The organism is Stenotrophomonas sp. NPDC078853, assembly GCF_044901215.1.
In the GTDB taxonomy this organism is placed as follows: Bacteria; Pseudomonadota; Gammaproteobacteria; order Xanthomonadales; family Xanthomonadaceae; genus Stenotrophomonas; species Stenotrophomonas lacuserhaii.
On the sequence record NZ_JBJDOQ010000001.1, the window covers coordinates 271,422 to 295,749 of the forward strand.

21 protein-coding genes are annotated in these 24,328 nt (G+C 63.7%); 11 read left to right on the top strand and 10 right to left on the bottom strand.

What is annotated here, in order from left to right; all coding sequences use genetic code 11:
• Positions 1 to 404: 404 nt before the first annotated feature.
• A complete protein-coding gene (locus ACI2JH_RS01265) occupies positions 405 to 2,066 on the bottom strand; it encodes a type IV secretory system conjugative DNA transfer family protein (protein ID WP_404735304.1) in 1,662 nt (553 codons plus the stop codon).
• A gap of 257 nt (positions 2,067 to 2,323) precedes the next feature.
• On the opposite strand from ACI2JH_RS01265, the gene ACI2JH_RS01270 reads away from it, so the two are divergent.
• From ACI2JH_RS01270 to ACI2JH_RS01280, 3 genes are read left to right on the top strand one after another with little or no spacing between them, the layout of a single operon-like run.
• Entirely contained in the window at positions 2,324 to 2,803 is a 480-nt protein-coding gene (locus tag ACI2JH_RS01270; RefSeq protein WP_404735190.1) for a DUF4189 domain-containing protein, read from the top strand.
• Positions 2,804 to 2,825: 22 nt separating this feature from the next.
• Positions 2,826 to 3,824 (top strand): DUF4189 domain-containing protein, encoded by a 999-nt coding sequence (locus ACI2JH_RS01275; protein ID WP_404735191.1) that lies wholly within the window; start codon positions 2,826 to 2,828, stop codon positions 3,822 to 3,824.
• Between the two features lie 46 nt (positions 3,825 to 3,870).
• Positions 3,871 to 4,536 carry an NAD(P)H-binding protein gene (locus ACI2JH_RS01280; protein ID WP_404735192.1) on the top strand — a complete coding sequence of 222 codons (666 nt, stop codon included), beginning with the start codon at positions 3,871 to 3,873 and terminating at the stop codon, positions 4,534 to 4,536.
• Between the two features lie 9 nt (positions 4,537 to 4,545).
• Here ACI2JH_RS01280 and ACI2JH_RS01285 read toward each other — a convergent pair whose 3' ends face one another.
• The 3 genes from ACI2JH_RS01285 to ACI2JH_RS01295 all read right to left on the bottom strand — a co-directional run bounded on the left by ACI2JH_RS01285 (position 4,546) and on the right by ACI2JH_RS01295 (position 6,838).
• Positions 4,546 to 4,935 carry a DUF6180 family protein gene (locus tag ACI2JH_RS01285; protein ID WP_349998207.1) on the bottom strand — a complete coding sequence of 130 codons (390 nt, stop codon included), beginning with the start codon at positions 4,933 to 4,935 and terminating at the stop codon, positions 4,546 to 4,548.
• Positions 4,936 to 4,973: 38 nt separating this feature from the next.
• Positions 4,974 to 6,176, bottom strand: coding sequence for an OmpA family protein (locus tag ACI2JH_RS01290; RefSeq protein WP_404735193.1), 1,203 nt, complete (start codon positions 6,174 to 6,176; stop codon positions 4,974 to 4,976).
• Between the two features lie 191 nt (positions 6,177 to 6,367).
• Positions 6,368 to 6,838, bottom strand: coding sequence for a nuclear transport factor 2 family protein (locus tag ACI2JH_RS01295; protein WP_404735305.1), 471 nt, complete (start codon positions 6,836 to 6,838; stop codon positions 6,368 to 6,370).
• A gap of 402 nt (positions 6,839 to 7,240) precedes the next feature.
• Here ACI2JH_RS01295 and ACI2JH_RS01300 point away from each other — a divergent pair, with 402 nt between their 5' ends.
• Together ACI2JH_RS01300 and ACI2JH_RS01305 are read left to right on the top strand one after the other, a co-directional pair.
• Positions 7,241 to 7,495: a DUF3253 domain-containing protein gene (locus tag ACI2JH_RS01300; RefSeq protein ID WP_404735194.1), complete on the top strand. Its 255-nt coding sequence runs from the start codon at positions 7,241 to 7,243 to the stop codon at positions 7,493 to 7,495.
• Positions 7,496 to 7,586: 91 nt separating this feature from the next.
• Positions 7,587 to 8,468, top strand: coding sequence for an NYN domain-containing protein (locus ACI2JH_RS01305; RefSeq protein ID WP_404735195.1), 882 nt, complete (start codon positions 7,587 to 7,589; stop codon positions 8,466 to 8,468).
• A gap of 76 nt (positions 8,469 to 8,544) precedes the next feature.
• On the opposite strand, the gene ACI2JH_RS01310 is transcribed toward ACI2JH_RS01305, so the two are convergent.
• Complete coding sequence (locus ACI2JH_RS01310; RefSeq protein ID WP_404735196.1) at positions 8,545 to 8,928, bottom strand: winged helix-turn-helix transcriptional regulator; 384 nt, start codon at positions 8,926 to 8,928, stop codon at positions 8,545 to 8,547.
• Positions 8,929 to 9,016: 88 nt separating this feature from the next.
• Between ACI2JH_RS01310 and ACI2JH_RS01315 the strand changes: the two genes are divergently transcribed.
• Complete coding sequence (locus tag ACI2JH_RS01315; RefSeq protein WP_404735197.1) at positions 9,017 to 10,081, top strand: SDR family oxidoreductase; 1,065 nt, start codon at positions 9,017 to 9,019, stop codon at positions 10,079 to 10,081.
• A 58-nt stretch (positions 10,082 to 10,139) separates the two neighbouring features.
• Here ACI2JH_RS01315 and ACI2JH_RS01320 read toward each other — a convergent pair whose 3' ends face one another.
• Together ACI2JH_RS01320 and ACI2JH_RS01325 are read right to left on the bottom strand one after the other, a co-directional pair.
• On the bottom strand, positions 10,140 to 12,245 hold the full coding sequence (locus ACI2JH_RS01320; RefSeq protein WP_404735306.1) for a TonB-dependent siderophore receptor: 2,106 nt from the start codon (positions 12,243 to 12,245) through the stop codon (positions 10,140 to 10,142).
• A 275-nt stretch (positions 12,246 to 12,520) separates the two neighbouring features.
• The gene (locus ACI2JH_RS01325; protein WP_404735198.1) at positions 12,521 to 13,972 is read right to left on the bottom strand and encodes a DUF4832 domain-containing protein; all 1,452 of its coding nucleotides are present in this window, start codon (positions 13,970 to 13,972) and stop codon (positions 12,521 to 12,523) included.
• A gap of 342 nt (positions 13,973 to 14,314) precedes the next feature.
• Here ACI2JH_RS01325 and ACI2JH_RS01330 point away from each other — a divergent pair, with 342 nt between their 5' ends.
• Both ACI2JH_RS01330 and ACI2JH_RS01335 read left to right on the top strand, forming a co-directional pair.
• Positions 14,315 to 14,701: a DUF2628 domain-containing protein gene (locus ACI2JH_RS01330; protein WP_182655719.1), complete on the top strand. Its 387-nt coding sequence runs from the start codon at positions 14,315 to 14,317 to the stop codon at positions 14,699 to 14,701.
• Positions 14,702 to 14,872: 171 nt separating this feature from the next.
• Positions 14,873 to 15,349, top strand: coding sequence for a hypothetical protein (locus ACI2JH_RS01335; RefSeq protein ID WP_404735199.1), 477 nt, complete (start codon positions 14,873 to 14,875; stop codon positions 15,347 to 15,349).
• A gap of 159 nt (positions 15,350 to 15,508) precedes the next feature.
• On the opposite strand, the gene ACI2JH_RS01340 is transcribed toward ACI2JH_RS01335, so the two are convergent.
• The 3 genes from ACI2JH_RS01340 to trkA form a co-directional block, all read right to left on the bottom strand.
• Positions 15,509 to 16,549 carry a hypothetical protein gene (locus ACI2JH_RS01340; protein ID WP_404735200.1) on the bottom strand — a complete coding sequence of 347 codons (1,041 nt, stop codon included), beginning with the start codon at positions 16,547 to 16,549 and terminating at the stop codon, positions 15,509 to 15,511.
• A 126-nt stretch (positions 16,550 to 16,675) separates the two neighbouring features.
• Positions 16,676 to 18,127 (bottom strand): TrkH family potassium uptake protein, encoded by a 1,452-nt coding sequence (locus ACI2JH_RS01345; protein ID WP_404735201.1) that lies wholly within the window; start codon positions 18,125 to 18,127, stop codon positions 16,676 to 16,678.
• 68 nt (positions 18,128 to 18,195) lie between these two features.
• Positions 18,196 to 19,584, bottom strand: coding sequence for a Trk system potassium transporter TrkA (gene trkA, locus ACI2JH_RS01350; RefSeq protein WP_404735202.1), 1,389 nt, complete (start codon positions 19,582 to 19,584; stop codon positions 18,196 to 18,198).
• Positions 19,585 to 19,784: 200 nt separating this feature from the next.
• On the opposite strand from trkA, the gene ACI2JH_RS01355 reads away from it, so the two are divergent.
• The 3 genes from ACI2JH_RS01355 to ACI2JH_RS01365 are packed head-to-tail and all read left to right on the top strand — an operon-like array spanning position 19,785 to position 24,256.
• Entirely contained in the window at positions 19,785 to 21,089 is a 1,305-nt protein-coding gene (locus ACI2JH_RS01355; protein WP_349998193.1) for a DUF2254 domain-containing protein, read from the top strand.
• Between the two features lie 2 nt (positions 21,090 to 21,091).
• Positions 21,092 to 22,234, top strand: coding sequence for a hypothetical protein (locus ACI2JH_RS01360; RefSeq protein ID WP_404735203.1), 1,143 nt, complete (start codon positions 21,092 to 21,094; stop codon positions 22,232 to 22,234).
• A 45-nt stretch (positions 22,235 to 22,279) separates the two neighbouring features.
• Entirely contained in the window at positions 22,280 to 24,256 is a 1,977-nt protein-coding gene (locus ACI2JH_RS01365; protein ID WP_182655715.1) for a choline BCCT transporter BetT, read from the top strand.
• Positions 24,257 to 24,328: the final 72 nt, after the last annotated feature.

Below are 24,328 nucleotides of genomic sequence, written 5' to 3' on the forward strand. Positions count from 1 at the left end.
AACATCCTTTGACGTACGAATAAGCAGCTTCGATACGGGTGGTTCGGCAGTCCAGCGTTGCATCTGCACGCTGGAACCGGTTACGCGCCGGCCTGTGCCGTCATGTGCAACCGTCTCCCCTGCGGCCCAAGCCGCCTGCCCAACGGGCGTTGCACCGCCTCGTGGGCATGATGCATCGCCTGACACCTTGTTCGAAGCCATCCCTGTTCCGGTGATGTTCTGCACCACCTGATCGACTCCATCGGCTCGATGAACTGAACCGATGGCGAAGAGTGGCATAGAACGAGGTCAAGGATGCGTCAAGAACGCATGAAAGTTCAACGCATGCACGACAAATTGTTGACACTCGTCACCACTTCACGGGAGTGAATGCATTTATTTTCAGCGCTTTCGTCCCAGCTGATTCATATCTGCAAGCTGGGAACCTCAACCTTTCCTAGCAGGCGCGAAGTGAAGTGACGATCCTTGTAGTAGCGGATCTTGTCGCACATCACCGGGTGCGGAATGCCCTCGTAGAGGAACACTTCCTTGTCTGTGCCCATGGCCTTCAGCTCCTGCGGCAGCATCAGCGCCCGCCGCTCTTCACTGAAGCTGTGGCTCTTCTCGCGGCCCTTGGTGATGTTCTTCTTGCGCAGCGTGGTGTAGCCCAGCATGTCCGAGTAGTCGTTGGCATCCTGCTGCTCGCGCGGGGCGAACAGGATCTGCAGGGCGTGGTTGGTGATGATGGTGCGCGACACATCACGGCCATAGGTGGCATCCAGCTGGGCCATGCTCTGGATGATCGGCAGCAGCCGCACGTTGTAACCGGCCATGTAGGACACCGCCGAGGCAATGATGTCCACCTTGCCGATCGAGGTGAATTCGTCCATCAGCAGCAGCACCTGATGCTTCAGCTCCGGATTGGACTTGGGCAGTTCCTTGGTGTTGAGGTTGATGATCTGGCTGAAGAACAGGTTGATGATCATCCGGCTTTCGGCCAGCTTGTTGGGCTGGATGCCGATGTAGATGGTCATCTTCTTCTTGCGCAGGTCGGTCAGCAGGAAGTCGTTGCTGCTGGTGGCCGCATCCAGCACCGGGTTGATCCAGGCGTTCAGCGGCTCCTTGAAGGTGCCCATGATCGAGGCGAAGGTCTCATCGGCCTGCGACAGCAGGTTGGCGAAGGCCGACTTGGCGTTGCCGCTCAGGAACGGACGGCTGGCCAGGGTCTGCAGGTACTTGCGCAGGTCGGTACCGTCACCGGAGGAAATGCGGTAGATCGCACCCAGCGTGGGTACGCCCTGCCCGCCCGGGAAGCCACTGCGGCGCTCGTCATCATGATTGTCGAACAGGTACAGCGTGAAGGCCATGAACGCATTGCGCGCCTGGCTGACCCAGAACTTCTGGTCGTCCGAACCATCTGGATACAGCATCGCGGCGATGCTCATCAGGTCGGAAACGCGGAAGGCCGGGTCATCGGAGACGTAGCTGAGCGGATTCCAGCGATGGCTGCGCCGGTCTTCGGCGAAGGGGTTGAACAGGAAGACTTCCTGCCCCTGCTTGGCGCGCCAGCCGCTGGTGAGCTCGTAGTTTTCCTGTTTGATGTCCAGCACCACCACGGACTCTTCGTATTCCAGCAGGTTGGGAATCACCACGCCCACGCCTTTGCCCGAACGGGTTGGCGCGGCCAGGATCACGAACTGCTGGCCGGACAGGCGCACCAGCTTGCCCTTGTAGCTGCCCACCACGATGCTGTCGCCGGTCTTCTTGAACAACCCGTGTGAAGACAGATCCGAACCCGTGGCGAAGCGCGCATCACCGTGCAGGCCCTTCTTCTTGCGCCGGAGCAGCAGGAAACCGGCCACCACCACCAACAGGAACAGCGGGATGCCGAAGCCCACGTAACCGGCGGCCTTGATCTTGCCCACGAAGGGCGCGACCTGCGGCTGGTCCAGCGCACTGACGTACGGGTAGTAGGTGTTCCAGCTGAAATGGCTGGTATCCAGGCCAAGGAACAGCAGGGTCAGGTAGCCCGAAAGCAGGTAGCCGATGACGAGAGTCGCGACGAGGGCGACCGAATAACGAACCAATTTCTGCGTGGACAAACCCGATCCTCCGTGAGCGCATGATGGGCCGGACTGTACACAACTGACCGTGACACGGGTAGCTGCACCCGCCCCGGACACCCCCGGTGGGTGACGACTGCCCCTCTGGCGTGGAAGCGCCCCCGGTGGGTGACGACCGTTGGTCGTCACGTTCTTCCCGATTCCCCCCACCACATCACACCATCCGGACCGCGTTCCGGGTATGCTCCGCGCGCCAAAAAAACAAAACCTGGAGCAACGGAATGCAACTACTCTCTTGGAGGCTCAGGCCTGCGCTGCTGTGTGCCACCGCGTTGGCCATTTCCAGCGCTGCGTTCTCCGCCCCCCAGGCCGGCGGAGCTGCAAGCAAGCTACCTCCGCCCGGCACGATGTCAGCGGGACTCCCTGCTGGCGTCGATATCTTCAGCAGCATGTTCGTCAGCGACAGCAAACATATCGTCGGCGATGGCATGGGCGCCACCGCAGTGGAGGCCAAGGCGCGCGCGCGCATGGAATGCCAGAAGGCCGCCCCGGACTGTGTTGAACTGGCCACCTTCCCGATCCGCAACCATTGCACGGGTATCGCCGCCGACAAGGGCGCAGTTGCCGGCAAGCGCGCCGTGTTCGTCATGGCAGCAGCCTCCAACACCGCCGAGGCAAAGTCATTGGGCGCCTCGGTGATGGAGCAATGCACCGCCACTGGCGCCAAACAGTGCGAGGTGCAGCTTGAATACTGTTTCTAGCATCCACTGGCGCGGCGCACTGGTGATCGCCGGCCTGCTGTTCGCGGGCGGCACCGCCCAAGCCCAGAATGGTGCGCAGGCCAGGCAACAGGCGCATGCGGCGCAGATGAACTTCCTTGGCTGGCAGCAGAGCCAGCAGGCCGTCCGCTACATCAGCGCGGAAGAAGCCAACGCCGCCCAGGAAGCCGCTGCCGCAGCGCGAGCTGCAGCGCGCCGGGTCAGCGATGATGCCAAGCGTGACTGGTGGGGTTCCGTGGTGGTCAGCACGGCCGATGGCAGCTGGAACGTCATCCTCAACCAGTACGACCCGCAGACGGCCACGCGTGACGCCATGGGCAAATGCGAGGGAACCTGCTGGCCCGTAGCCACCTTCGCCAACAGCTGCGTAGTGCCAGCCTACAGCCAACAAGGCGGCATGTACTTCAATCACGGCGAGAGCAAGAAAAAGGCCGTCGATGCAGCACTCTCCACCTGCAAGGCTGCTGGGGGCGAGCAATGCCGCAGTCCGGAAGATCAGGCATTCTGTACGGGTTGGAAGTTCGCCTATTCTGCGGTGGACCGGCTGAGTCACCGCTTGGAGTTGATCGCCACCAGTCGCGTGGCGAAGCCGAAACTCGAGTTTTTCCCCGGCGGGGCGGAGTTCATCGCCAAACCCTTGGAGGCACGCGGAGCCAGTACCGCGATCACCCCAGGAAAGGGGCAGGATCCGGCGATGAACATGGCACAGCCGTGGACCGCGATCGCTGCTGAACGCGACGGTCCGGCGTTTGCGATACACCTGGGCGTGAACCAGAAAGACGCAGGTGATACGGCAATCAGCAAGTGCGGAAAGCGCGGCTGCGAAGTGGTGGTTGCATGGTCGCTGGGTCAATGCGGCGCTATTGTTCGTGGACAGACCCGCACCTACGGCGGCACGGGAGCCAGCAAGGCCGAGGCAGAGGAAAGCGCCGTCATGCAATGCGTGGAACAGGACGAGAACATCTGCCCGGTAATGTTCAATGAGTGCATGCCGGGCAAGTAGAGTGTACGCACGCGCCATCGCCTTCACTGCACAGGAATCCCACGCCATGCACATCCTCCTCACCGGCGCGACCGGCCTGCTCGGCCAGGGTGTCCTCAACGCCTGCCTCACCTCACCTGACGTCACCCACATCACCGTCCTCGCCCGTCGGCCGCTGGAACGCGCTGACGCGAAGGTCAACGAAGTGCTGCTCGAAGACTTCAGCCAGGCCGCCAGCGTGCAGTCACAGCTGGCCGGTATCGATGCGGCGTTCTACTGCGCCGGCGCTCCGCCTATCGGCACCGCCGAAAAGGAATACCGCCGTGTCACCTTCGAGCTGACCTTGGCAGTGGCGCGAGCCTATGCCGCCGCCAATCCGCAAGGCCGCTTCTTCTATATATCCGGGGCGAACTCCGATCCGGACAGCCGGCTGATGCCGTTGCGCATAAAGGGCGAAACCGAGGATGCGCTGCAGCGGTTGCCGATCACCACCGTGATGCTGCGACCGGGCGGCATCCTGCCCGAACAAGGCACGCACAGCCCGCACGGTGTGATGCGCATGTTCCATGCGCTGGCCAACCCGCTGCAGGGGATGATCGTCAAGAATGTGCCGGGGGCGGCCACCACCAACGGTGCCATCGGCCGGGCGATGATCTCCCTCGCCCGCCCCCCCAGCCCGCCTTCCATCGTCGAAAACCGCGAGATCAACCAGCTCGGCCAGCCTGTCACGTAACGCAGGGCTTCAGCCGCCGCGCGCGGCCTTGCGGACTTCCGCACCGACGCGCGCCTTGACGCGATCCACGTCCGGATTGTTCGGACCCGAATAGTCGAACGCCTGGATCACGAACACGGTGTGGTCGCCTGCGCTGATGCAGTACGAGATCAGCGAGCGCCCATCCTCGCGCGGGGCGGACACGTGCAGCACCAGCGTCTTCTGGTCCTGGTCCACGCGCGTGCTGTAGCCCACCGCCGCGGCCCCACGCGTTACCGCCGCGCGGCACGCCTGCATGCTCAGCTTGGCCGCCGGAAAACGGTCCACGTCGTAGCCGAGGCTGAAATCATTCGCCTTGGCCGGCGAGGCCATTGCCAATGCGGCCACCGTGCCCAACGCCGCGAGTATCGCTGCCTTCATTCCGTTCTCCTGTCAGTGTTGAACGTGCGCTGCCGAACTCACGAACGCACGAAGATTTCCACGCGGCGATTCAACTGCCGGCCGCCCGGATTGTCCTTGTCCTCCAGCTCGTTGGGTGCCACCGGCTGCGTTTCGCCGTAGCCCTTCGACGCCGCCTGCTGGCCCGCACCACGCTGGCGCAATGCGGCAACCACCGACGCCGCGCGGCGTTCGGACAGGCTCTGGTTGTAATCGTTCGCGCCCTTGGAATCGGTGTGCCCGCGCACTTCCATCCCGGTCGTTTTCACTTCGGCCAGCGCCCCGGCCAAGGTATCGAGCAGATTCGCCGCGTCGGGACGGATGTCGGACTTGTCGAAGTCAAACAGCACCCGGTCATTCAAGGTGATCACATAACCGCAGGGCGCACCGGGCGGAGCAAACTTTTTCAGCGGCGGGAATTTACCGGCAGGCGCCAGGCGGGCCAGCGGCGGCATCTTGACCGGTCGCGCGGGCGGACCGATGGTGCCGGTGCCATCGCCATTGTTGGTGATCAGCCCTTCGTCGCCATTCCAGGTGCCCGAGCCATCTGCATTGACGCGCACCAGGCCCATCGGCCCATTCCACGTGCCGCTGCCATCGCCATTATTCGTGATCAGGCCACTGTCACCGTTCCAGGTGCCGGCGCCTTTGCCGTCCAGCCGGATCAGGCCGGCCACGCCGTTGTAGGTACCGGATCCATCGGCTTCCACGCTGATGATGGCATCGTCGCCCCCTCCCCCGGGGTTGCCGTTGATGGTGCCGCTGCCATCTGCATTGACCCGCACCAGTCCGCCCTCGAAATTGGCGGTGCCGCTGCCATCAGGGTTGATCACGAAGATGCCTTCGTCGCCATTGCGGGTCAGCTTGCCCTGCGCATCCACGCTGGTGATGCCGGCATCGTTGATCAGGCTGCCATCCGTGCTGCAGCGCGCCGGTGAAACGGTAATGCCTTCCACCGGATTGAGAATGGACTGCAGTGAGTTTTCCAGTGCACGCTGCGCCGGGGTGACGCCGATGATCTCCGGCACCACGATCGTCGGGATGACCGGGAATTCGGGGACATCGCTGGCCCGTTCTACATCGGCTTGCTCATCGGAGACCGCGGCGGCGTTGCCGGTCACGGGGTTCGGCGCTGGCGAATCGGGCCCCTTGGAACACCCGGCAAGCGCAATCAACAGTACAGAAACAGCAGACAGCGGCAACACACGCGTGGATGAGCTCATGTACTGGATCGTTCCGTGATGGCAGTGAGGCCAGCATCCTATCCGGCGCCCATTTGCACGGCGTGAACGGCCCGACATCGAACACATAGGCCCCGTCCCGGTAGCGCCGAGCCATGCTCGGCGAGCGCACCGCGCGGCCTGCGTCGGACATCATGCTGCCGGCACGAAATGCCGCCGAGCACAGCTCGGCGCTACCGCGCGGTGTTCTCCGCCACCACCTTGTCATACGCCGCCAAATCCAGGAATGCCTCGGCCTCCACCACAACGCCGTCTTCCATCCGGAAAATCCACACATACTGGTTCCTGTATGGGCGCCCCCCAGTGGTAACGGATTCGGCTTCAAACCGGCTGATCACCGTATCGCCCACCGCCCAGATGGCATGCACCTTCGGCACCAACGGCCGCGCCAGCCGGCCGGTCAACGGAGCCGCCGCGCCCTTCAGGAATGCTTCGACGCCCTTGTAAGTACCCGCCACCGAACCGGAGCCATGAACGGTCCAGACGACATCGGGGGACAGCAGCGCAAACACGGTGCCGTTTCCCGTAGACCAGTCCGTGAAGGCCTTCCGGACCAAAGCCTCGTTGTGTGCGGCGGCGGCGTGCACGGGCTCAGGCGTTGAGGCGTGGGCGGAACTCAGCGCTGCAATCGCCAAGATCAGCACCAGGGCCAAGCGATTATTCGGAGTCGATCGGTTCACATGATTCTCCTTCCTGTTTGATAGGGGCGACAATGCGCTCACCTGCCCGGCGGCGGTATCCATCAGACGCTGGACACATCGGTTAGCCGCTCTGGACAATCCCCTGCGCCCTACCGCCACAGGACGTCGGCATGCTCATCACGCGCGCCGACGCATCGTGCAGCGATGGATATCGCGGCTGCCATCATCGGTCTGCATCAGGCATCTCGTCGGTTCGCTCTGGTAGCGCCGAGCCACGCTCGGCGAGCGCACCGCGCGGCCTGCGTCAGATATCGTGCTGCCGGAACGGAATGCCGCCGAGCACGGCTCGGCGCTCCCCAGCCCACCTCCGCGCGCCCATCACGCGCGCCGACGCATCGTGCAGCGATGGATATCGCGGCGACCATCATCGACCTGCTGGTCCAGCGCGCGGCGTCGGCCTCCATCTGTCCGTCCGAGGTTGCCCGAGCATTGCGCCCGGAGCCAGGTGACTGGCGCCCACTCATGCAGCCGGTGCGCGAAGCCGCCGCTGCCTTGGCGCGGGAAGATCGGATCATCATCACCCGCAAGGATCAGCTACTGGATCCGGAGGCCCTGGGGTCGGGCCCAATCCGGCTGCGGCGCGGGCCGGGATTCCCTTAGCGCCCCCGCCTGCCCTTACCCCGGGGCCCCTGCTTGCCGAGGCTCCCGGTTTGGCTCCAAGATGGGGCATCACACCTCAGGTAGCGCATGGATGAGCGGCTCCTCGACGACCAGCACGGCACGCGTGGCGATCCTCGTCGACTGCGATAATGTCTCACCCGAGATCGTCGAGTTTGCGTTGCAGAAAGTCGCCGGACTTGGGCGCCTGGTCATCCGGCGCGGCTACGGCACGCACACCACCCTCGGCAAGAAGTGGCAGGAGATGCTGGTTCGCGAAGCATTCACTCCCCACCTCCAATACGCTTATGCACCAGGAAAAAACACTACGGACATCGCCTTGGCGCTGGACGCCATGGAGATCCTGCTGGATGGCCGTGCCGATACGTTCTGCCTGGTATCCAGCGATTCCGACTTCGCTTACCTGTGCCGCAAATTGCGCGAGCGTGGCGCCTCTGTCGTCGTTGCGGGGGACGCCCAATCCCCGATGGCACTCAGGAAAGCCTGCGACCAGTTCTTCGAAGGGCAGACCACCAGCGTTGCGGCGGTCCCAGCGCCCGTGATGAAGCCGCCGGCAGCGCCGAAGACAAGTGCGGTCGCGGCCCCGAAAGCCGCCATGCCGGTCGCAAAAAAGCCGCCAACCCTGCTGGTCGACGCGGTGAGGCAGCTGGCGTCCCAATCGCCTGGAGGAAAAGTGGGCGGAACTGAACTGGGGCAGTATCTCTCAAAGACGCATCCCGGCTTCAAACCCAAAACATACGGCCACGCGGGGCTGAAGAAAATGGTAAAGAGCCATGCGCAGTTGGCCCTTGGCACGGACGTGTCAGGTAACTGGGCTGTGACGCTGGTGCAACCGAAGCCGACCGTAAAAGCGGCCATCCAGGTGGCGCCGCAGGCGCTCAAGCCCGCCACTGCCGTGACGCTTGGCAAGCTGCTGCATCCCGCTCCGCCAGCATCCGCCCCACGTCTGGAATGAGCTGCAACGGGCCCACCGCGCGCCACGCAGAATCTGCTGAGCGGTGGTGGCGGAACCGGAACGGTCCTGCCTGGAGCTACCCGCGCCGCCGCGACGTCGGCCTTGCTTTCAGCGCATCCAGTGCCTCGGCATTGCGCCGCGCCCAGTCGTAGATCAGCTCGATCGGCTCCACCAGCTGCCGGCCCAGCGCGGTCAGGCTGTACTCCACGGAGGGCGGCACGGTGGGATGTTCGGTCCGCAGCACGATGCCCGCCACCTCCATCTCGCGCAGGGTCTGGATCAGCATCTTCTTCGAGATGGCAGGCAGGCTGCGGTGCAGCGCGTTGCTGCGCGCAACCCCGTCATGGCGCACCGCCAGGGTATGCAGCACGATCGACGTCCACTTGGTGCTGAATAATTCCAGCACCCGCCGGGGCGCACAGTCTTCGCGCCATTCTTCGTCCGGAGTGCCTGCTTTCATCGCGTGGTTACCATTTGGTGCCTTCTTTCGGGCCTGACCCCATTATCCTAAGGTGTCTGCCTGTTATTTGATGCAAAGAGGCGACCCCATGACCCAGAAAGCGTTGGTAGTCGGTGCAACCGGCATTACCGGCAGTGCCCTGATCCAGCAGCTGCTCCAGGAAGGCTGGGAGGTGCACGGCCTGGCGCGCAACCCGGCTGCGCTGCCGGCGGGTGTCCACGGTGTCTCGGCCGATCTGCGCGATGCGCAGGCCACCCGGGCCGCACTGGCAGGCCTGCGCCCCACCCATGTATTCATCACCACGTGGTCGCGGCAGGCCAACGAGGCCGAGAATATCCGCGTGAATGCGGCCATGGTGCGCCACCTGCTGGATGCCCTGCAGCCGGCCGGTTCGGTGCAGCACGTCGCACTGGTGACCGGTCTGAAGCATTACCTTGGGCCGTTCGAAGCCTATGCCCAAGGCGCGTTGCCGCAGACCCCGTTCCGCGAGGAACAGCCCCGCCTGCCGATCGAGAACTTCTACTATGCACAGGAAGACGAGGTCTTTGCCGCGGCCGCGCGTGATGGCTTCAGCTGGAGCGTGCATCGTCCGCATACGGTGATCGGTGCGGCGGTGGGCAACGCCATGAACATGGGCACCACGCTGGCGGTGTATGCCTCGCTGTGCAAGCGCAGCGGCCGTCCGTTCTATTTCCCCGGCTCGCTGGCGCAGTGGAACGGGCTGACCGACATGACCGACGCGCGCCAGTTGGCACGCCAGCTGGTGTGGGCCACCCAAGCCCCGGCAGCAGCCAACCAGGCCTTCAACATCGTCAATGGCGATGTCTTCCGCTGGAGCTGGATGTGGGGCCGCATCGCGGACTGGTTCGGCATCGAAGCGGCACCGTTCACCGGTGAGCTGCGCCCGCTGGAACGGCAGATGGCGGACGACGCCGCACTGTGGGTGCAGCTGGCTATCGAACAGGGCCTGGCCGAGCCGGACATCCACCGGTTGGTGTCTCCGTGGCACACCGACGCCGACCTGGGCCGTCCGGTCGAAGTGATAACCGATATGTCCAAGAGCCGACGGCTGGGTTTCCTGGACTACCAGCCGAGCGACGACGCCTTCTTCGACCTGTTTGCCACGCTGCGGGCGCAGCGGCTGATTCCGTAAGTCCCAGCAAGCGCAGCCAGGCGCCCCGGAATCATCCCGGGGCACCTGTGCACATCCATCAGAACCTGTAGTCCACCGTCAGCCGCACGTTGCGCGGCTCACCCCAGGTATAGGTGCTGTACCAGTTGAAGATGGTGTAGTAGTGCTTGTCCAGCAGGTTGTTGACGTTGAGCGTGGCCGACAGCCTGTCGTTGAACTCATAGCGCGCCATCGCATCCAGCAGCCAGTACGGATCGGTGCGATGCACCAGGCTGCCACCGTCCAGCGGGTTGGTGATGGTGCCGAAGGTGCTGCCCTGCCAGCGTGCGCCGCCCCCGATGCTCACCCCACGCAACGCGCCGTCCTGCACGCGGTAGGTGGTGTGCAGGCTGAACTGGTCTTCCGGCTCCAGCGTTGAAACCTTGGTGGACTGCTGCCGCGCGATCTTGTGCGCGTAGCCACCCTGCACCTGCCAGCCCGGTGCGACCTGGCCGGACACATCGAACTCGTAGCCCTTGGTGCGCACGCCCATCAGCCCCCGGTAGGCGATGCCACCGCTCGGGGTCAGCCCGCCAGTGGGCTCGGCATGGTTGTCCTGCTCCAGCTGGAACACCGCCGCGCTCGCGTTGAGGCGTCCTTCCAGGAACTCGGCCTTGACGCCAGCTTCGTAGCTGCGGCCCTCCAGCGGATCGAGCACCCTGCCCTGCTCGTCCTGGTTACTCTGCGGCTTGAAGATGGAACTGTAGCTGGCGAACACCGAGTAGTTCTGGTTGAGGTCGTATACCAGCCCGGCATACGGCACGATCACGCCAGTCTCGTCGATATCCAAGGCCTTGTAGTTGGCCACGCGGCTGCCCAGGATCAGCTTCAGCGGATCGGCCAGGTCGAAGCGGCCCACCACGTAGGCACCGCTTTCGCGGGTCACTTCATTGTTGCCGTAACCCCACTGCCAGTCCGGCTCGGGCACATCGCCGGTCCAGCCGCGATAATCGGCCACGCTGGTGACGTAGCCTTCCTGCGGCGAGTAACCATCGTTGATCCAGCGCTTGCGCGACACGCTGCCACCGACCACCAGTTCATGCTGGCGACCGAACCATTCAAACGCGCCGCTGACATACAGATCAGCGGCGTTGCTGGTGGTCTCGCCCACGTACTTGCCGACCCACATGCTCACGCCTTCGCCGGTGACCGGGTCCGGGTTGCCGCCGGCCGCCGCGCCCAATGGGGCGTCATAACCGTTGACCTGGTGATTGAGCTGCAGCTTGGCCACCCAGTCATTGCCGAAGGTGTGTTCCAGCGTGGCGAAGGCGGTGCGGCTGTACTGCGCCCAGCTGCTCCAGCGCGCGCCGTTGTTGAACGAACGCGGCATCCTGTTGAAGTTGCCGGTGGTGTCCAGCAACGGAATGCCGCCCCAGCTGGAACCCTGCGGATCGCTGTCCTGGTAGTCGGCGCCGAAGGTCAGCAACGTGCTGTCGTCGATGTCTGCTTCGAGAATGCCGTAGAACACCTTGTTGGTGCGCTGGTAATGGTCGACGTTGGAGTGCTTGTCCTGCTGCGCCGCCACCGCGCGGCCACGCACGCGACCGCTTTCGGTCAGCGGGCCGCTGACATCCACTTCGGCGCGGTAGCTGTCCCACGAGCCGATACCCAGACCGACCCTACCGGTGAACGCGTGCGTCGGCTTCTTGCGGATCAGGTTGATGGTGGCACCGGGATCGCCCATGCCGGTCAGCAGGCCGGTGGCGCCCTTGAGCACTTCCACGCGATCATAGATGGCCATGTCGCTGAGCGTATTGCCGGCCGAATAAGCCGAGTCGCGCGCCATCGGAATGCCGTCGTACTGGAAGTTCTGCACGGCAAAACCACGTGCGTAGTACTCGGTGCGCTCACTGTCGTAGGTGACGATGCTGACGCCCGGAGTGACCTTCATGACATCGTCGATGCCGTTGAGGCCGAAGTCGTTCATTTCCTGCCGGGTGATCACGCTGATCGACTGCGGGGTCTGACGCGGGCTCAGCACCAACCGGGTGGCGGTGGCGATGGTGCCCGGCGTGTAGGAGCCGCTGTACTCGGTCACGGTGCCCAGCTGGTTGGCGGTCACCTGCACGGTCTGCAGGGTCCGTGCGGCCTCGTCGTCGGTCTGTGCGGCGGCGCTCTGCTGGGCCTGCGCGCCGACGGTGAGCAGGCCCACGGTGAGCACCGCAGATACCGCCTGGGTCAGCGGCGAACGGGCAAGGGTGCGATGCAGACGACCGCTGCGGGTCGGGGCAACAGGGGACGGAACGACGGACACGGCAATGCCTCCAGGCAGGAAGTGATCCTCTGGCGGCGGCTGGAGGTAACAGAATGGGCGGCATGATGACGCAAATGTGACGACGGGGGAAGGCTGCGCCTGGCCGGGCGCCTGCGCGGCGATGCGGCCCCACGCCGCACCGCCATGCCCCAGTGAACCGCACTCCCTCAGTTCACCTGTACCTGCCCAAGCGGCAATCGACGCTGCGCATCCTGCCCATCGTTCTGCGGGGCGATGTTGCGGCGGCCCGGGGTGTCATCGGCCAGCGCAAGGCGCAGGGCATAGCTTCCCGGCGCCAGGCTGCTGGGCACGGTGAAGGTGGTGCTGCGGCTCTGCACCGTGCCCGGCATGATCTCGCTCAGGGTCACCGCGGGTATCGAGGTACGCGCCTTGGTGCTGCCATCAGCCGCCACCCAATGCAGTTCCACGTGGTAGGCGTTGTACAGCGGGGCCGAGCCGTGGTTCTTGATACCCAGCTGCAGCGCCGCCTGCTGGCCACGCACCTGCGTGTTGGGCCAGGTCACCGTGCTGATGCCCAGCCGGTATCCCAGATCGCTCTTCAGCGTCTTCAACTTGGCCGCATTGCCACTGGTTTCGTGCGCACCGGCCGGGCCGAGGAAGCTGAAGTGGTAATCGCGCAGCAGCTTGCGCACATCGGCGGTGCGATTGGTCCAGGTACTCTTCTGGTCGCTGTTCGGGCTCTCGCCGCTGACCGGGTTGACCATCCAGTTCTGTCGCGCCGCTGGCACCTCGTTGGCCAGCCCGTATTCCAGGTTCCACCAGCCATCGTCGCTGCAGCTGGGCATCTGCGGATTGAACGCGTTGCACTTGCCGGTGAACGAGGGGAAGTAATCCTCGTGGAAGCCAAACAGCGCCGATCCCACGTCGGATGCCCGCGCATAGCGGGTCTGCAGCGGCGTCTTCAGGAAGGCAGCGGTGTAGGCATCGCGGATCAGCGAACGGGTCTGCGCGTTGGGCTGCAGGTCCTCGCAGCCACTGGTATGCCACTCGCCCCAGAAGCCAAGCAGGCCGACCTGGATGGCGGTGATGCGCGGATCGCCATCGAAGTGCGCGGCCAGTGCCTGCACGAACTGCTGCATCTGCTGGCGCGCCGCCGGGTTGTTGTAATCCAGGCTGCGGATCGGACCGTCCGAATCGCACTTGGCGCGCACCGCATACGGAATGTTGAGTGGCGCCTGTTCGAGGAACTTCGGATAGTCGCGTTCGTTCTCCCCGCCGGTGTAATGCGCGTCGATCTGGCTGGCGGCACTTTCCGGATAATCAGCGACGGGACGCAGCACGAAGGTCGCCAGCGGGTCGTCGTTGAGGATCGGCTGCAGGTACAGCGTCTCCACCGCAGTCCAGTCGAATACCTGGTCGGCGGTTTCGATGATCCGCCACGGCAGGTACACGTGATAGATGTGCGCCCCGTGGAAATTATCCACCCCGCCATCCACTGCATAGGAACTGCCCCACAGCATGAAACCACGATGCGGATTGTCGAACTCCTGGGTGGATACCGCCGGGTTCAGGGTGCCGGCGTGGGCACAGGCGGTGGACAGGGCGCTGGCGAGGACTGCGACAGCCAGCATTCCGGAATACGGACGTGACGACGACATGGACGTACCTCTTCGGTTGCACGGGGAAGACGGCGACAGGAGGCGTTGAACCAGCCCCAGAGTGTCGCCGACGACCTTATGGCATGTTTCGTTATGTATCAATGTCGAAACATAGCGAAATTTATCGATTGGATCACAGTTTCGATCTGTGCAGCGACACCAAGTAGCGCCGAGCCATGCTCGGCGGCTTTCCGTTCCGACTCGTCGCTGCCTGAAACATTTCGCGCTCCGCGCTCGCCGAGCGTGGTTCGGCGCTATCTACTACGAGCTGCGGGCCTTTCCATGGTGAATACGTCTTGATCTCGCTATCATGTAAACGATTACATGGAGCTTTGATCGACAATGGAAACACCGAACACCGTCCCGCACAGTCCGAAATGGCAGTTCCGCTTTGACTTCTTCGCCCAGCATGGCGCGCCGAAGACCAAGGAGTACCGACAGGCTCTGAAAGACCTGCCCTTCGCCGGAAAATTCAAGGTGAACATCAACCTGTTCGCCCTGTTCTTCAGCTGGATCTACCTTTTCATCCTGGGCATGTGGCGCAAGGGTCTGGTTGTATTCGGCCTGTACGTGGCACTGGTCACCGTCTCCTTCTTCGTGCCGGACCTGCTGGTACGTGCACTCGGAGCGGCGCTCGGTCTCTCGGTGGCCATGAGCACCAACTACAGCTATTACGCCGAACGGGTGAAGGGCAAGGTCAGCTGGAACCCGTTCGAAGGCCTTTTCTAAGCAGGAAAACGCTAGCGCCGAGCCGTGCTCGGCGGCTTTCCGGGCGGACCGCCCCTGGCTGACTGGCGGCTATCTGCCGGTGGCTGATACCGCGCCGCATGCATTGCAACACCTGCACGCCAGCTCCATTTCGGGGATGCGCCCGCGGTTGGGCGCTCTCAGGAGAAATGCATGCCGCACCACGAAAAGGTCGCCCTCACCGGCGTCATCCAACACGTCTTTGCCCACCGTTTCACCATCATCGCCGACGATGCTGCCTACCTGGCCGATCTCGGCCCGAAGGGCGCTGAAGCCTTTCCGCTCGCCCAAGGCCTGGCCATCCGCCTGGAAGGCGAACAACGGCCTTCGGAGATCAAGGTCAGCCGCATCGCCAGGAAGGGCGGAAGGTTTGTCGAGGTGGAACACAAGAAGCCGCACCACGGCCCCAAGCACCACCATCCGGACGTTCCCGCCGATCCACGCGCGGTGCTGGCTGCGGTGAAGAGAGCCGGCTGGACGGTTCACGGCGCGCCAGAGCGCAAGCCCAAGCACTTCGAAGTGCTGGCCCATCGCGATGGCGGCGACTGGACCGAACTGCACGTCGATTTCGCCGGTGCCATCTATAAAGAAAAGCACGCCGACGCAGCCAAGTGGGACCTGCAGGACTGATACAGAAAAACGCCAGGCCGCATTGCTGCGGCCTGGCGTTTTTACTTACCGGTACGATGCTTAGAAGAAGATCGCGTACAGGATGAGGATCGGAATCGGAACGCCCAGGAACCAGAGCAGCAGGGTTTTCATGTCGGTTCTCCTTGGTGGATACGAAAGTTACAGGTCGCGGCGGCGGCCGCCCCAGGTGGCACTCAGGCTGGCGAAGAACGCGCCAATCAGCAGCGTGATGAACAGCCACAGCGCGGCATAGGCCGTGGCCTTGCGGGCGTCATCCGCAGCGGTCTTGGCGGTGTTCTTGGCATCTTCCAGCGCGGCGCGCATGCGGGTCTGCACGTCGGTCACGCGCGCTTCTGCCTCGGCTTGGGTCATGCCGGTTTCGCGGGCGATCAGCTGCGCGAGGTACTGCTTGTCGGCCGGATCCAGGCCTTCGCTCTGCAGGCTGGAGACCACGATACGGTTGACCTCGGCACGCACCTCACGGCGATCGCCAACGCGCTCGTTGCCCGGCATCGGACGCGGCGGCGGCATCGCGGCGTCACGCGGGCCGGCAGCCGGATCCATCGGTGCGCCCATCGGCGGAGCCGGCGGTGCCGGCGGCGGGTTGGTGGAGGCGTTACGGAACAGGGAATCGACCCAATACTCCATGTCGCCTTCCTGCGGGCCCATCCCGGCCGCCCCAGCGCCTGCACCTGCCGCAGCAGCGGTGGTCGCAGCGGCGCCGGCGGTGGCACCGGCTACTTTCGCGCCTGCACCCAATACGCCGCCGATGGCGGAGGTGAGCAGGCCAGCGGTCAGCAGCGTGGCAACCGCCCACGACACGAAACCGTGCGCGGTATCACGGAAGTAGGTCTCGTCACCGTGCAGGTTGGTCCACTTGGTACGCAGACGGCCGGCCAGATAGCCCCCCAGGCCGGAAGCCGCCAGCGCGGTGAAGGTCAGCCAGGCGACGCTGGTCCAGCCGAAGGTTTCTTTCGATACGCCGTCGAACGACCACGGCGACACCGAAGACAGGCCCAGGCCGACGCCCAGGATCAGCAGCACCAGCGACAGCGCAGCGGCGGCCACGGCGCCGGCGATGATCGCGCCCCAGGACACCGCGCTTTCCGGGGTGGGAGTGACGACAGGTGTGGAAGTGACCACGGTATCGAACTCGGTGCCGAGCGGCCGGCGGTCCGGGAATCCACTGGGTGTACTCATTGGTGATGCTCCATCTGAATGGCTGCGGGCGCAGCAAGCGTCGTGAGGCTGCGCGCTTTGCTGTGAACACGGGGAAATGGGGAAATCACGCGCATTTGATCCGCATCACCGCCGTGCGGGCAGCCGTCATCCCCGCCAGAAGCGAGGCAGGAAGATGATGAGCACCGTGAAGAGTTCGAGTCTGCCCAGGAGCATCGCAAAGGACAGCACCCATTTGGCCTCGCTTGGCAGTGAGGTGAACGTGCCCGCTGGGCCGATTGTTTCGCCCAGTCCCGGACCCACATTCGACAGCGCCGTGGCCGCTCCGCTTGCGCTGGTCAAGAAGTCCAGACCAAGCCCCAGCAGCACAACCGTCAAAACGGCATAGCAGACCAGAAACACCGTCAGGAATGCGACCACCGACCCGATCACCTCATCGGAGAGAGGTTTGCCGTCGTAGGTCCTTGGAAAGACCCCGTTGGGATAAAGCAGGCGCAGGAAATGAACACGCAGCATCACCGCCATGACCTCAAAGCGGAATATCTTGATGCCACCGCTGGTCGAGCCCGTGCACCCGCCCACGAAGGTGAGCAGAAAGAACACTCCCACGATCGCCGCACCCCACTGACCATAATCGGTCACTGCGTAGCCCGTCGTGGTGACCACGGACACCACACTGAACGCGGCGTAGCGGAACGCCTGTTCGACGCCGTACTGCCCCGAGACCACCAACCAAGTGCCGATGCCGCCTATCGAAACCGCGAGCAGCCCCAACAGTGACGTGACCTGGCGATCAACGAAGGCGCTTCGGTCACCCGCCAGGAAGCGTACGTACAGGACAAAGGGCACCGTGCCCGACAGCATGAAGAAGGTCGCAAGCCACTGGATTCCGTTGTCCTGCCAGCGTCCGAACGACTGATCCGACGTTGAGTAGCCGCCCGTGGCAATCGACGTAAGCGCATGGACAATGGCGTCAAATGGATCCATCCCTGCCAGCCAGTAAGCCACTGCGGCGACGACCGTCAAACCAATGTAGGCGTAGCCGATCGTAGAGGCGATCTGCCGCACCCGAGGCATCGCCTTCTGCGAGCGGTCTGACGACTCGGTTCGAAACAGCTGCATCCCGCCGACACCCAACGCAGGAAGGATGGCAATGGCGGTGGCAATGATACCGATACCGCCCATCCATTGAAGAAGCCCGCGCCACAACAGTAAACCAGGCGGGGCTGCATCGAGCCCTGTCATGACCGTGGCGCCGGTGGTTGTAATGCCCGAAACCGCTTCAAAAAAAGCGTTGGCGAAGTGACCGCGTAGTTGCGGGTGCTCCGAGAACAGGAAGGGCAACGCGCTGACCGCCGAAACCGCTACCCAGCTCAGCGGTGTCAGGGCGAAAGCCTGCCTCAAGGTCAGTCCTGACTTTCCCCACTTGCCCCCTGATCGCCAATAACTCCACGCCAGGGCGCTACCGCACATCGCAGAAACCCCCGATGCCATGCCGAACGCCAGCCAGTCCCGGTTGTCGTAGTAAAGGTCAGCCAACATCGGCAGCAGCATGAACGCAGCCGTTGCCAGCAGCACCTGCCCCACGATCGCTCCCACCAGGCGAAAGCTGTTGCTCGATGCCGAAACCCCGCCAGGAGCCCACCTCATGCCGTGACCGTTGTGCTTCAAAGCGAGCGTCCGCCAGCGCCACCCAGAAGCTGCTCAGCCGCATCTATTTCGCTGTAGGCAACCACCAGCACCACCCGGTCGCCCGGAACAATCCGTGTCTCCGGGCTCAGGTCCAGCGGGCGATCATCGCGGATGACGGCCCCGACCTTGATTCCCTCCGGAAGCGCGAGCGCGCCAAGCGGCCGGGTCAACAGCGCAGAGCGCCCGGCGCTGATGGTTGCCTCGATCACCTCACCGAAGTCCTCACGCAAGGTCTGCAATCCGACGATCTTGCCGCGGCGAACGTGGCGCAGCACTGTCGACACCGTCACCGCACTCGGACTCACCACGGCGTTGATGCCCATTCCAGGCAGAAGACTGGCGTAGGTGCTCTTGTTGACCAGTGTCACCGCTTGGCGACAGCCGAGCTTGCGGGCCAGCAGCGAGCAGAAAATATTCGACTCATCATCGTTGGTTACCGCCACCATCGATTCCTTTCGATCCACCTGGGCTTCTTCGAGCACTCCACGATCCAATGCATCGCCATGCAGCACGACGACATCGCTGCCGAGCGCCTCGGCTGCATGGCGTGCCCTGTCACGATCACGTTCGATGAGCGTGATGCGCGTCTTCGGCAGCAGGGCACGGATGTTGCGCACAAGATGCATGCCTACATTGCCAGCCCCCGCGATCACCAGCGCGGCGATGGGGCGCTCGCGGTGCCCGAAAAGTGCCATCGTGGCCTTGCGCCGCTCAGAACGAGCCAGCAGATAAAGCTCGTCGCCCAGCTCTACCCGATCCAGTGGCGTGGGAATGAAGGTGATCCCCTTACGGGTGACGGCAAGGAGCGTTATGTGCTCGAACCTTCCATTGGACTCAAGATCGCAGATCCGCTCACCCATCGCGGTGCAATCCGGATCCGTCACGCCAACGCCGATCACCTCCAACTGTCCACGAGCCAATGGCAGAATCGTGAATGCGCCAGGCGTTCGAAGACGTCGCGTGATGCCCTCGGCAACCTCGGCCTCCGGGGAAATGATGACATCGATCGGCAGATGTTCGGCAGCAAACAAGCCGTTGGTGTCGCGTGCGGTGTAGCCGACATGCCGCAGCCTGGCAATCCGGCGCTTTACCTTGAACAGGGAATACGCCACCTGGCAGGCAACCATGTTGACCTCATCCGAACGGGTGACGGCGATCAGCATGTCAGCGTCCAACGCGCCGGCCTCGCGCAAGGTATCGGGGTACGATGCATGCCCTACCACGCCGCGGATGTCGTGGCTTTCGTCGGCCCGCCGGATCAACTCGGCATCGGTGTCTATGATGGTGATCGCCACGCCTTCCGACGCCAGCTGCCGCGCGATGGTCATGCCCACCTGCCCAGCGCCACACACGATGATTTTCATGGATTGGGGGGAGACAGGACGTGCGTCGATGTCAAGAACCCAAGCTCCGAACAGGCCCAAGAAACATGATCTTAAAGTTCTCGAGCAGGGAGTTCCAGCAGCCTCCGCTGCAACCTGAGGCCTGATCATCGGATGTTGACGCGTCCGAACTGCCGAACAGGGATACTCCCCTGCACCAACGACCGAGCAACTGTCCCATGATGAGCAAGTGGAAGCTGTCCCTGTTCAGGATCAGCAGGAGGATGTGGTTCCGGTCCACGCTGTATGGCGTCCTGGGCGTTGCCACAGCGCTGGCGGGCGCTGCCGCCCGGTTCGTATTGCCGCAGGGCCTCGCCACCCAGATCGGCGCCGACTCGGTTGGCAACATCCTCGGCATCCTGGCCGCGTCCATGCTGACGGTGACCACCTTCGCCCTGTCCACGATGGTCGCCGCATACGGATCAGCGGCCACCAACGCCACACCGCGTGCATCCCGGTTGCTGATAGAAGATACGCGTGCCCAAGGCACGCTGGCGACGTTCGTTGGCGCGTTCCTTTTTTCCATCGTCGGGCTGATCGCACTCAGCACCGGCATCTACGGCGACAGCGGAAGGCTGGTGCTGTTTGGAGCGACCATCGCGGTCATCATCGTCATAACCGTAACGCTGCTTCGCGCAATCGAGCAGTTTTCCCGCTTTGGACGGCTCGGCGAAACGGTTGACCTGGTCGAAAAGGCCACCTTGAAGTCGATGGAACTGCGTGCAGAGGAGCCGTTCCTCGGCGCGATGCCCTATACCGGCAGCGTACCGGACGCCTCCATCGCCGTCTTCGCAGCAGTGGTCGGTCATGTCGAGCACATCGACATCCAACGCCTCGACGCCCTCGCAGAAGCGCACCGACTGACCGTCTACGTCGCCTGCCAGCCGGGCACATTCGCAACGCCAAACCGCGCACTTCTCCACGTCACGGGCACCCTGCATGATGACCAGCGGGCGCAACTGGTCGAAGCAGTCACCATCGGCGGTTCCCGCAGGATAGAGAATGATCCACGCTACGGGCTGGTCGTCCTTGCTGAAATCGGTGTTCGGTCGATGTCCCCCGCAATCAACGATCCCGGTACATGCATCAGTGTCATCGGCACCTGTGTACGGCTTCTGCTGAGATGGGATGCGCTGGCGTGCGCGCAACGGGACGAGAAAGTACAGCATCGCCACGTCTATATGGCGCAGCTGGATGCGGACGACCTGTTCGAGGATGTCTTCGCCCCACTCTCCACCGACGCAGCAGGGTCGCTGGAGGTCAACATCCGGCTGCAGAAGGCATTGGCTGCCCTTTGCGCCGGCTGCTCGGCGAGCACCCGTGAAGCGGCGCGACACCATGCGGATTCTTCATTGGAGCGCGCCCTGCAAACACTCCGCTTTGCCCAGGATCGCGAGAAGCTGCGCGCGATTCATGCGTTGGAGCAGCACCGCGCGCAGGACGCCGCCAGCCGTCGCACGTTTGGGTCTCCTGCGCCAACGCGTTAGACTTGGACGCTTTCGTTCGCAAAATGGAGGCCGCGGCCACTATCGTGAAAGTATTTCCCCTCATTTTTCTGTGTGCGGCGGCAACGGCCACGCATGCAGTACACGCTCAGGAAGCGCGCGGCGGACAGGTCGATCCGTTTGTCGACATCGGCGGTGCGGTGCGCTTCAACTACGGCTGGCTCGACTACGGGCCCACCAGCCGACTGCAGCTGGAGCTGCTCCGCGCAGATATCGAAGCCGGTGCCGGCCCGCTTTTCTTCTCCGCCCAATATCGCTGGTATGACGGGTTCGATGCCGTCCACCACGCCTACGCGGGATGGAATTTCAGCGAGACCACGCAACTCAAGGCAGGTATCCAACAGGTTCCCTTTGGCCTGCTACCCACCGTGTCGCAGAGCTTCTGGTTTGGCTCGGGCTATTACCTCGGGATCGAGGACGATTACGATCCGGGCGTGACGTTCAGCCATGAACAGGGCGACCACCACTGGACGGCGGGCTGGTTCTCAGGCGATGAATACGGAAGCGGATCGCGTTATGACCGCTACTCGTTCGATGTGGCGCAGACACCCGAGCTGCCCTACCGCGAGCGCGGCCGCGTCCACGTCCGGTACGAACATACTGGCGTGTTGAACGAGGGCGAACTGCTGCTCGGCGCATCGGCATTCAGCGGCCGCGTCCAGGACACCGCCACCGGCCGCCACCACGGACACCACGGCGCGGCATTGCACGCCCAGTGGAAACGGGAGGGTTGGACCACCCAGCTCCAGTGGGCCCGCTACCGTTACAGCGTCCCGGGCGAGCGGATTGCGATGTCAGCCTTCCTTGCCCCCTTCGAGATCGCCTCCGAAGCAGACGTGCCCAGTGCCAACGTTGCCTACTCCTTCGGCGCCCGGCGCTGGCTCGATGACATCACCTGCTACAACAACCTGAGCATGACGCGGCCGGTCGGTCGCCGCGCGGGCGTCAGGGAGTCTTGGCAGAACGTCACCGGATGCAGCCTGCAGAAGGGAATCATGCTGACCTATGTGGACTGGATCGCCGGCAAGAACATGTGGTTCGCAGGCGGCGACGGCATCGGCATCGACGACGGCGGACCCTCCCGCTGGCACAGCCGGCTGAACCTCAACATCGGGTTCTATTTCTAAGAGCACTCCGCTCTCCTGCTCCAATCGCATCAACCGGAGGATTCCATGCAGAGCCCCGCTCCGCCATCCACTCCTGTTCGCCAGCGCATCCTGCCGCAGGTGTTCATCCCTACCGCAGCCATCGTCCTGCTTCTCGTGGCGCTGTCCATTTTCGTCCCGGAACAGGCCACCACCTGGTTTACCGCGGCCAAGAACTGGACCGCCAACGACGCAGGCTGGTTCACGATCCTGTCCGTCGCCGGCTTCCTTGTCTTCGTCGTAGGCGTGGCCATCAGCGGTTATGGGCGCATCAAGCTGGGCCCCGATCACAGCCGCCCCGACTACAGCTACGCGTCGTGGTTCGCCATGCTTTTCGCCGCAGGCATGGGCATCGGCCTGATGTTCTTCGGCGTGGCCGAGCCGATCATGCATTACGCCACCCCGCCGACGGGCACGGCCGAGTCTGCCGAGGCAGCCCGCCAGGCCATGCGCATCACCTTCTTCCACTGGGGGGTGCACGCCTGGGCCATCTACGCGGTCGTTGCGTTGGCGCTCGCCTACTTCGCGTATCGGCACAATCTCCCGCTGCGGGTGCGCTCGGCACTCTATCCACTGATCGGTGACCGTATCCATGGTCCCATCGGCCACGCAGTGGACACCTTTGCAGCCCTTGGCACCATCTTCGGCCTTGCCACCTCGCTCGGCCTCGGGGTCATGCAGATCAATTCGGGTCTGAATTATCTTTTTGGCCTGGAAATCAGCACCCTGGTGCAGGTTTCGCTGATCGGCGTGATCATCCTGGTGGCGACCGGATCGGTGGTTGCAGGCCTGGACAGCGGCGTGCGCCGCCTGTCCGAGATCAACATGATCATGGCCGTGGCGCTGCTGGCGTTCGTGCTGGTCTGCGGCCCCACGGTGCATCTGATGCAGGCATTCGTCCAGAACACGGGCATGTATGCATCCCAGCTCTTCTCCATGACGTTCAACCTGTACGCGTATGAGCCGAGCGGCTGGCTGGGCGGCTGGACGCTGTTCTACTGGGGCTGGTGGATCGCCTGGTCGCCGTTCGTCGGCATGTTCATCGCGCGCATTTCCCGCGGCCGGACGGTGCGCGAATTCGTCGTCGGCGTGTTGCTGGTGCCGCTTGGTTTCACGTTCCTTTGGATGACCATCTACGGAAACTCGGCCTTGTTCATGGTCCGGTCCGATGGGGTTCAAGCACTTGTCTCAGCCGTATCCAACGACAGCTCGATGGCGCTGTTCGAGTTCCTGCGCCACTTGCCGTTGACGATGATCACCTCCTCGCTTGCCGTGGTGCTGGTGGCGCTGTTCTTCGTCACTTCGGCCGACTCCGGCGCGCTGGTGATCGACATGCTGACATCCAAGGGTGAAGAAGAATCTCCGGTCTGGCAGCGGATTTTCTGGGCACTGCTGGTCGGCGCCATCGCGGTTGCCCTGTTGATCGCCGGCGGTCTTGAATCACTCCAGGCCGCCACCATCGCCAGCGCCCTTCCCTTCACCGTGGTCATGATTCTGATGTGCTGGGGCCTGCTCAAGGCCATGCACCTGGACGCGACCAAGCGCTCGATCCTGCGTGAGGCGCGCATGCTGCCGGGCACCAGTGGCGATTGGCGGGCCAGGCTGAAGCTGTTGGCGCACAACCCCGTCAAGATCGAGGTGGTCGGGTTCATCAGGGACCATGTGCTGCCCGCGCTGCAGGAGGTCGCCGTGGAGCTGCGCAAGCAGGATCTGCCGGTCGAGGTGACCGCAGGCGATGATGGCCGGGCATGGCTGCGCGTAGGCCATGGTGAGGAAATGGACTTCTTCTATTCCGTGCGCCCCCAGCCTTACGAAGCGCCTACGTTTGCCCTGCAGGATCCCCGCCGTCCCGCCAGCGAGGGTACCCGCCACTACCGGGCGGAGGTGTACCTGCGCGAAGGCGGCCAGGACTACGACGTCATGGGATGGCCCAAAGTCCAGGTGATCCACGACGTGCTGGACCAGTACGAGCGCCACCGCCAGTTCCTGGATCACGTCCGCTGATGGCAATGCCGGCCAGCCTGCCCGGGCTGGCCGGCCTGCTTGAACGCCGGACCCGCTCTACATGCTAACCTT

Excerpts from the sequence above, each read along its gene's own strand:
- ACI2JH_RS01270 (WP_404735190.1), top strand. The coding sequence starts at position 2,324 with ATGCAACTACTCTCTTGGAGGCTCAGGCCTGCGCTGCTGTGTGCCACC.
- ACI2JH_RS01280 (WP_404735192.1), top strand. The coding sequence starts at position 3,871 with ATGCACATCCTCCTCACCGGCGCGACCGGCCTGCTCGGCCAGGGTGTC.
- ACI2JH_RS01285 (WP_349998207.1), bottom strand. The coding sequence starts at position 4,935 with ATGAAGGCAGCGATACTCGCGGCGTTGGGCACGGTGGCCGCATTGGCA.
- ACI2JH_RS01290 (WP_404735193.1), bottom strand. The coding sequence starts at position 6,176 with ATGAGCTCATCCACGCGTGTGTTGCCGCTGTCTGCTGTTTCTGTACTG.
- ACI2JH_RS01300 (WP_404735194.1), top strand. The coding sequence starts at position 7,241 with ATGGATATCGCGGCGACCATCATCGACCTGCTGGTCCAGCGCGCGGCG.
- ACI2JH_RS01305 (WP_404735195.1), top strand. The coding sequence starts at position 7,587 with ATGAGCGGCTCCTCGACGACCAGCACGGCACGCGTGGCGATCCTCGTC.
- ACI2JH_RS01310 (WP_404735196.1), bottom strand. The coding sequence starts at position 8,928 with ATGAAAGCAGGCACTCCGGACGAAGAATGGCGCGAAGACTGTGCGCCC.
- ACI2JH_RS01315 (WP_404735197.1), top strand. The coding sequence starts at position 9,017 with ATGACCCAGAAAGCGTTGGTAGTCGGTGCAACCGGCATTACCGGCAGT.
- ACI2JH_RS01325 (WP_404735198.1), bottom strand. The coding sequence starts at position 13,972 with ATGTCGTCGTCACGTCCGTATTCCGGAATGCTGGCTGTCGCAGTCCTC.
- ACI2JH_RS01330 (WP_182655719.1), top strand. The coding sequence starts at position 14,315 with ATGGAAACACCGAACACCGTCCCGCACAGTCCGAAATGGCAGTTCCGC.
- ACI2JH_RS01335 (WP_404735199.1), top strand. The coding sequence starts at position 14,873 with ATGCCGCACCACGAAAAGGTCGCCCTCACCGGCGTCATCCAACACGTC.
- ACI2JH_RS01340 (WP_404735200.1), bottom strand. The coding sequence starts at position 16,549 with ATGAGTACACCCAGTGGATTCCCGGACCGCCGGCCGCTCGGCACCGAG.
- trkA (WP_404735202.1), bottom strand. The coding sequence starts at position 19,584 with ATGAAAATCATCGTGTGTGGCGCTGGGCAGGTGGGCATGACCATCGCG.
- ACI2JH_RS01355 (WP_349998193.1), top strand. The coding sequence starts at position 19,785 with ATGAGCAAGTGGAAGCTGTCCCTGTTCAGGATCAGCAGGAGGATGTGG.
- ACI2JH_RS01365 (WP_182655715.1), top strand. The coding sequence starts at position 22,280 with ATGCAGAGCCCCGCTCCGCCATCCACTCCTGTTCGCCAGCGCATCCTG.